Origin of the sequence: Streptomyces typhae (genome assembly GCF_009755605.1) — a bacterium.
In the GTDB taxonomy this organism is placed as follows: Bacteria; Actinomycetota; Actinomycetes; order Streptomycetales; family Streptomycetaceae; genus Streptomyces; species Streptomyces typhae.
On the sequence record NZ_WPNZ01000037.1, the window covers coordinates 66,960 to 74,186 of the forward strand.

A 7,227-nucleotide genomic window follows, 5' to 3' on the forward strand; every position below is an offset into this window, starting at 1 on the left:
TTGTCACGCACGGTACGAACCGCCGGTCCGGCATGTCCCGGACCGGCCCGTGAAAGGCAGCTCCTTGAACGGTTCCAGACGCACACGTATATCCCTCCTGGCCGCGGCCACGGCCGCGGCCCTGCTCGGCACCGGAGTCACCACCGTCCTCGCGGCCTCGGGCCCGGACCGCGCCGGCACACCCGGCGCCTCCGTGGCGAAGGCGGTCCCGGCCGAGCGCATCATCGTCGGCTACACCGCACGCGCCGACGAGGCGAAGTCCAACGCCGAGGCGGACAAGGACGTCCGCGCCAAGGCCGAGCGCGTCGGTGAGCGCCTCGACTTCGACCGGCGCCTCGGCACCGGCGCCGCCCTGGTCGACCTCGGCGACAAGCTCGACAGCAAGGACGTCAAGGACGTCATGGGTGCTTTCGCGGCCGACCCGGACGTCGCCTATGTGGTGCCGGACAGCCGGATGTACGCCGCGGCGGACCCCGACGACTCCCTGTACTCCCAGCAGTGGGACCTGTTCGAGAGCCGCGCGGGCATGAAGGTCCCGGGGGCCTGGGCCAAGGGCGTGACGGGCGCGGGCGTCAACGTCTCGGTGATCGACACCGGTTACGTCGCGCACTCCGACCTGGCGGCGAACGTGGTCTCCGGGTACGACTTCATCTCCGACCCCTGGATGGCCCAGGACGGCGGCGGCCGGGACAGCAGTGCCGCCGACCCCGGCGACTGGATGAACCGCGGAGAGTGCGGAACGGACGCGAACGGGCAGCCCGTCCCGGCCCGGGACACCAACAACTCCTGGCACGGCACGCACGTCGCGGGCACCGTCGCGGCAACCGGCAACAACGCCAAGGGCGTCACCGGCATCGCCCACAAGGCGAAGATCCAGCCCGTGCGCGTGCTCGGCAAGTGCGGCGGCACGACCGCCGACATCATCGACGCGATCACCTGGTCGTCCGGCGGCACCGTCCGCGGTGTGGCGAACAACCCGTACCCCGCCGACGTCATCAACATGAGCCTGGGCGGCGGCGGTGCCTGCGACGCGGGCACCCAGAGCGCCATCGACGCCGCCGTGGGCCGGGGCACCACGGTCGTCGTGGCGGCCGGGAACTCGAACGCCAACGCCGCCAACTTCAACCCGGCGAGCTGCAAGAACGTCATCGCCGTCGCGGCGAGCGACCGCGAGGGCAACCGGGCCTCGTACTCCAACTACGGCAGTGTCGTGGACATCACGGCCCCCGGCGGCGAGACGTCGCCCAGCGCCGCGAACGGCATCCTGTCCACGCTGAACTCCGGCACCCGCGGCGTCGGCAGCGAGAACTACGTCCGTTACCAGGGCACCAGCATGGCCGCGCCGCACATCGCGGGCCTCGCCGCGCTGATGTACCAGGCCAGGGCCGGTATCACCCCGGCCCAGGTCGAGTCCGCCGTCAAGAGCAACGCCCGCCCGCTGGCCGGGTCCTGCTCCGGAGGCTGCGGCGCGGGCCTGGCCGACGCGACGGCGACCCTGACGGCACTCGGCTCGTGACCCCCGGCCCGGCCGGCTCCTGAGCGCTCGAACACAGGGCGGGGCCCGGTGCCACGACGGCACCGGGCCCCTCGGCGCGTACCGGAGACCGGCAGCGGCCTCAGCGGACAGAACCTGACCGCAATGTCTGGCACGGTGGTGACCGTCGGCGGAGGCGCGGGCTCCCCGGCAACGCGCCCCACCGACGAGCCTGCCCGCGAGCGCTCAGGAGCCCCATGCACCCTCAAGCACCCGGCGCCGGACCGGGGACCGTGCTCGACAGGCGCGCCCTGAACCGCGCCACCCTCGCCCGCCAGCTGCTCCTCGACCGTGCCGACCTGCCGGTTCTCGACGCCGTCGCCCACCTCGGCGGTCTCCAGGCGCAGGAGCCGCAGGAGCCGTTCACGGGGCTCTGGTCACGGCTGCGCGGCTTCGCGCCGGAAACCCTCTCCGGCCTGCTCGTCGAGCGCCGCGTCGTGCGCACGCACCTGATGCGCCGCACCGTCCACCTCGTCACCGCCGACGACGTCCTGGCCTGGCGGGCCCGGCACGACGCGATGCTGCGCCAGCGGGTGCTCGGCGTCTACCGCCGCGACCTTCAGGACGTGGACCTCGACGAACTCGCTGCGGCGGGACGGCAAGCGCTGGCCGACGGCGAACCCCGCACCATGGCCGAGCTGACCCGGGCGGTCGGCGACCGCTGGCCCGCGACGGCGCCCCGCGCCCTGGGCGAGATGCTGATCGCCGGTGTCGTCCCCATGGTGCAGGTCCCGCCGCGAGGCCTGTGGCGCACCAAGGGCGGCGTACGCAACCTCCCGGTCGCCACCTGGCTGGGGCGGGACATCGACCCCCTGCCCACAGACCCCGCCGACCCCGTCGGGCAGGCGCTGGTGCGCCGCTTTCTGGCCGCCTACGGCCCTGCCGCCACGGCCGACCTGCGTGCCTGGAGCGGCCTCGCGGGGCTCCCGGCCGCGGTCGCGGCGGTGCGCGGGGAACTGGTCGCCTTCCGTGACGAGCGGGGCCGCGAGCTGCTCGACCTGCCCGACGCGCCGCGTCCCGACCCGGGCGTGCCCGCGCCGGTGCGCTTCCTGCCCGCCTTCGACAACGCGATCCTCGGCTACCACGACCGCACCCGGATCATCGACGACGCCCACCGCCATCTGTCGGTCGACGGCGCCCGCGTCGTCCTCGTCGACGGCCGGGTCGCGGCGACCTGGACCATGAGCAAGGACGGCGGGGGCGGCAAGGGCGGCAAGGGCGACGCGGACACCGTGTCCGTCACGCCGCTGCGGCGCTTCTCCCGTTCCGAGCACACGGCGGTCACCGAGGAGGGGCAGGCCCTCGCGGCGTTCCTCTCGGACGGCGAGAGCGATCGCGTACGCGTGGTCCCGGACTGAGGCCCGCAGGCCCCGGCGCGACCAGCGGCCGGGAAGGGCGCCGGTTCAGGCCAGAGCGACCCCGTACTCGCGCATCCACGCGTCCACTTCCAGGACGGGCAGGAGCAGATGGCTCGAGTTGAGCCAGGTCATCGTCTTCGATCCGGCCCGGGTGAGGCCCTCGACGCGTTCGGGGTCGAAGACCCCGTGCAGCGGGGACGAGGGGTCGCTGAGGATCTTGTCGATGGAGCGCATGACGTCCGCGTCGTACGCGGGGTCGTGGGTGCCCGGGTAGCCGCTCTTGGGGCGGTCGAGGGTCTCCTGCGGCAGCACGTCGGCGAAGGCGAGGCGCAGCAGGCTCTTCCACCGGCCGTCGGCGTTCTTCATGCCCCACGGCACGTTCCACACGTACTCGATGAGCCGGTGGTCGCAGTAGGGCACCCGCACTTCGAGCCCCACCGCCATGCTCATGCGGTCCTTGCGGTCGAGGAGGTAGGCGAGCGGGCCCTTGAGGCTGTAGTACATGACCTCGCGCATGCGCGCGTCGAGGCCGTCCTCGCCGGGCAGCCGGGGGACCTCCGCCTTCAGGGTGAGGTAGCGGTCGTGTTCCGCGTCGGCGGGGCGGACCCGCCGGTGCAGGTCGGGGGCGAAGGCGTCGGCGAGGCGCGGGGCGTCCCCGATCCACGGGAAGCGGTCGCGCCACACCAGGCGTTCGTCGTGGTACCAGGGGTAGCCGCCGAAGATCTCGTCGGCCGCCTCGCCGGACAGCGCCACCGTCGACTGGGCGCGGATGGCCTTGAACAGCAGGTGCATCGAGGTGTCGAACTGGCCGAGGGAGGGCAGGTCGCGGGCGCGGCGGGCCGCGGGCAGGGCCGCCAGCACGTCGTCGGTGTGCAGGACGACGTCGTGGTGCCGGGTGCCGAGGTACCGGGAGGCGAGCCGGGCGTAGGGGGCGTCGCGTTCGGGCCGCAGCTCCGTCGGCTTGAAGTCCCGGTCGTCACCGGCGAACTCCACGGCGAAGGTGTGCAGCGGACCCTCGCCCGCGGCGGACAGGTCCCGGTGGGCGAGGGCGGACATGATGGTCGAGTCGAGGCCGCCGGACAGCATCGCCGAGCGCGGCACGTCGGCGACGAGCTGCCGCTCGACGATGTCCTCCATGAGGTCCCTGACGGTGGCGACGGTGGTGTCGAGGTCGTCGTGGTGCTCACGGCTGACCAGGCGCCAGTACGGGTACTCGTGGGCGCCGCCGCGGGAGAAGCGCAGGACGTGCCCGGGGCGCAGCTCGCGCAGCCCGCGCAGCGGTGTCTCGCCGGGCAGGGCGAGCCGGGCGTTGAACAGGACGGGCAGGCTGTCCTCGTCGACGACGGGCCGGAAGAGCGGGTTGGCGAAGATGCCCTTGGGTTCCGAGGCGAACAGGATGCCGCCCGGATAGGTGAAGTAGTACAGCGGTTTGATGCCCACGCGGTCGCGGGCCAGCAGGACTTCCTCGCGGGAGGCGTCCCACACGGCGAAGGCGAACATGCCGTTGAAGTGGTCGACGCAGGAGGCGCCCCATTCGAGGTACGAGCGCAGCACCACCTCGGTGTCGGAGCGGGTGGTGAAGCGGTGACCGCGCTGCTGGAGGGTGGCGCGCAGTTCGCGGAAGTTGTAGACCTCGCCGCTGTAGACGAGGACGACGGGTTCCCGGTGCGGCCCGGCCGTGGCGACGGCGGGCTGGGTGCCGCCCTCCAGGTCGATGACGGACAGGCGCCGGTGGCCCAGTGCCGTGTGCGGGCCGGTCCAGGTGCCGGCGTCGTCCGGGCCCCGCAGGGCCATGGTGTCGGTCATGCGCTGGAGGGTGGCTTGTTCCCGGCCCAGGTCGCGGGTGAAGTCGGTCCAGCCGACGATGCCGCACATGCGCGTCCTTTCCACGGCCGACGGTCCCGCGGCCGCTGTGTGACGGTGTGTCAGGGTTGTCCCGGTGGGGGAGGCGGGCGCCCGGCCGGTGTCAGGGTGCGGCCGCGGCCGGGGGCGCCGGCAGTCGCCGCAGGTCGTCGCGCAGGGCGAGCTGGAGCGTGCGCAGGTCGTCGACGTCCTGTGCGGCGAACGTCGCGGGGGCGTCCGGCCAGCGGTCCCTGAGGGCGTCCAGGGCCGCGGGCGTGAACTGCGCCTTGCCGCGCCGGTCCACCGTGATCCCGTCGAGCCCCGACCACCGCTCGTTGCGGGCGACCGCCTGGCGTTCGGACGTGCCCGGTGGCAGCCGCAGGGCGATGCTGTGGCCGGTGAGGACGACCGGATAGCCGCCGGGCAGCCCGTTCGGCGCCGGTACGTGTCCGGCGTAGTAGTCGCGCGGGTGTGTCAGGGCGTCGACGACGTCGGCGCCGGCGTTGGCACCGATCTCGTTGAGGTCGGCGCGGGGGTGGCGGCGGGCCCGTTCGAGGATCTGGTGCGTCGGCGTCAGGGGCCGGTCGTCGAGCCAGGCCCGCACCTCGTCGGCGGGCGTCGGCGGGCTGTGCAGATGGGCGTGGTGGGCGAGGACCTTCAGCCGTGACTCGTCGGCGAGGAGCAGGTCGCGGCGGATCACCGCCGCGAGGGTGGCGACGTTGCCGAGACCGCACAGGACGGGCAGCCCCGCCCCGTGCAGGAGCGGGTTGACCGCGTCGGGGAAGCAGGCGTTGACGACGGCGGTGCCGGGGCTGGCCTCGGCGCACGCCGACGCGGCCCGCATCGCGGTCGCCGCCTGGAGGGGCAGGGTCACTCCGAACCCCGCCGCCCGGACGAGGTCCGTCCACGCGGAGGCGGGCCCGCGGGTCTCCGCGGGGGACAGGTCGGAGGTGCAGATCGCGAGCACCCGCGGCCGGTGGCGGGCGAGCAGGGGCCGCAGATCGGCGCCGCCGCGCACGTCGAGCCGGTGCGTGCAGAACCGGACGGGCCGTCCGGCGATGACGGCGTGCGCCTGGGCGAGACCGGCGAGGTGCTCGGCCCGCCCGCGGTCCTGGCTCACCAGATGCACCCGCGTGGGGCCGCTTGCGCGCTGGGCGAGGGCCCGGACCAGGGCGCCCGCGAAGGCGCCGGTGCCGAGGACGACGATGTCGTGCGCGGGATTCACGGCAGCTCCACCGCCTTCAGGAAGGTGTCCAGATGGACGATCTCCGGTTCGGGCAGGCCGGGGCAGCGGGAGCTGAGGTCCAGGCGGGGCGGGCGGTCGTCGTCGGTGAAGTAGACCGGGGTGAGGTGACCGGTACTGCCGGTGCCGGTGCCGGTGCCAGAGCCGGTGCCCGAGTCCGAGCCGGAGCCGTGGCCGGGACGCGGCGGGTCCGTCCGCAGCAGCGGATTGGCCACCAGGAAGTCGCGGACGGCAGGTGTGTCGCGCCGGGCCTCGATCCGGACGCGTTTGGTGGAGAAGTGGTTGGGGGGCAGTTCGGGGCGGGCGCCCAGCTTGCGCTTCCACTGGAAGATGCCCTTGCTGAGGAACGCCTCGGTGCCGAAGAAGTCCACACGCGGCACGCCGCGGTCGCAGGCCCACCGCAGCAGATGGTGGTAGAGCGCCTTGAACGCGCCGCTGCGGTAGTGCTCGTCCCGGCCGTCGAGGACGCCGAGCAGCCGGGTGGTCAGGGTGCGGCGGTCCTTCGACCAGTGGCACAGGACCCCGGCCACCCGTGTGTCCGCCTGCCGCAGGAAGAAGAGCGTGCCGCGGGGGAGCACGGCGTGGCGGGCGACGTCGAACCGTTCGGTGCGGCTGCGTTCGCCGTGCCGCTGCCGCATGGTCGGCGTGTGCAGCCGCTCGTAGAAGAACGCGAGGGCCGCCGGTGACGGATCCTCCTCGAGGACCCAGTCGTGGGTGCGCTGGTCGCGCCGGAACTGCCCGCGTTCGCGCTTGGAGATCAGCCGCTGCAACTCCTCGTGGGTGGCCGGTACGTCCACGACGAGATGGAGCCGGAAGGGCGCGAGGACGGCGCCGTGGCCGGGAAGGCCGCGGAGCGTGTGCTCCTCGGCGCCGAGCACCACGAGATCGGCGCCGGGCAGGCGCCCCGCGGCCAGGTCCCGCCGGTGCAGCCGGGCCGCGGTGCGGTGGCTCGTCGGCGTGCCGAGCCCGGCCCGCTGCTGTTCGAGGAGTTGGAGGATGTTGGTGCGGCCGATGCCGAGCCCTGCGTAGGCGATGCTCACGCCGCCGTCGCGGGCGTGGGAGACGAGCGCCGGCACGGTGCCCGGCAGGCTGTCGGCGGTGCGGCGGACGGAGCGTCCCGCCGGTGAGGGGGTGTTGTTCCACCAGTAGGCGAGCCGGGCCCGCGCGGGCCCGAACGGGGGCGCCGGGGCGGCCCCGCCGCCGGGCCGCGCGGCGGCACCGGTCGGCGGGGCCGCGGCCGTGGGGCGCGC

General features: G+C 74.1%; 4 protein-coding genes and 1 pseudogene. 2 read left to right on the forward strand and 3 right to left on the reverse strand.

All coding sequences use genetic code 11. From position 1 onward, the window contains the following. Nucleotides 1-97 precede the first annotated feature (97 nt). A pseudogene (locus GPA10_RS39925) lies at nt 98-1,507 on the forward strand (S8 family peptidase); the annotation flags it as partial. Nucleotides 1,508-1,731: 224 nt separating this feature from the next. Then, nucleotides 1,732-2,892, forward strand: a complete 1,161-nt coding sequence (locus GPA10_RS39930) for a winged helix DNA-binding domain-containing protein (RefSeq protein WP_157169686.1) — start codon at nt 1,732-1,734, stop codon at nt 2,890-2,892. A gap of 45 nt (nt 2,893-2,937) precedes the next feature. On the opposite strand, the gene asnB is transcribed toward GPA10_RS39930, so the two are convergent. The 3 genes from asnB to GPA10_RS39945 form a co-directional block, all read right to left on the reverse strand. Beyond that, a complete protein-coding gene (gene asnB, locus GPA10_RS39935; protein WP_157169687.1) occupies nt 2,938-4,767 on the reverse strand; it encodes an asparagine synthase (glutamine-hydrolyzing) in 1,830 nt (609 codons plus the stop codon). Nucleotides 4,768-4,858: 91 nt separating this feature from the next. Continuing rightward, nucleotides 4,859-5,959, reverse strand: coding sequence for a potassium transporter TrkA (locus GPA10_RS39940; RefSeq protein WP_157169688.1), 1,101 nt, complete (start codon nt 5,957-5,959; stop codon nt 4,859-4,861). Continuing rightward, on the reverse strand, nt 5,956-7,227 hold a 1,272-nt coding region (locus tag GPA10_RS39945; protein ID WP_157169689.1), incomplete at its 5' end, for a GNAT family N-acetyltransferase. The genes GPA10_RS39945 and GPA10_RS39940, both read right to left, overlap by 4 nt.

Coding starts and splice junctions, on each gene's coding strand:
- GPA10_RS39930 (WP_157169686.1), top strand. CDS start 1,732: ATGCACCCTCAAGCACCCGGCGCCGGACCGGGGACCGTGCTCGACAGG.
- asnB (WP_157169687.1), bottom strand. CDS start 4,767: ATGTGCGGCATCGTCGGCTGGACCGACTTCACCCGCGACCTGGGCCGG.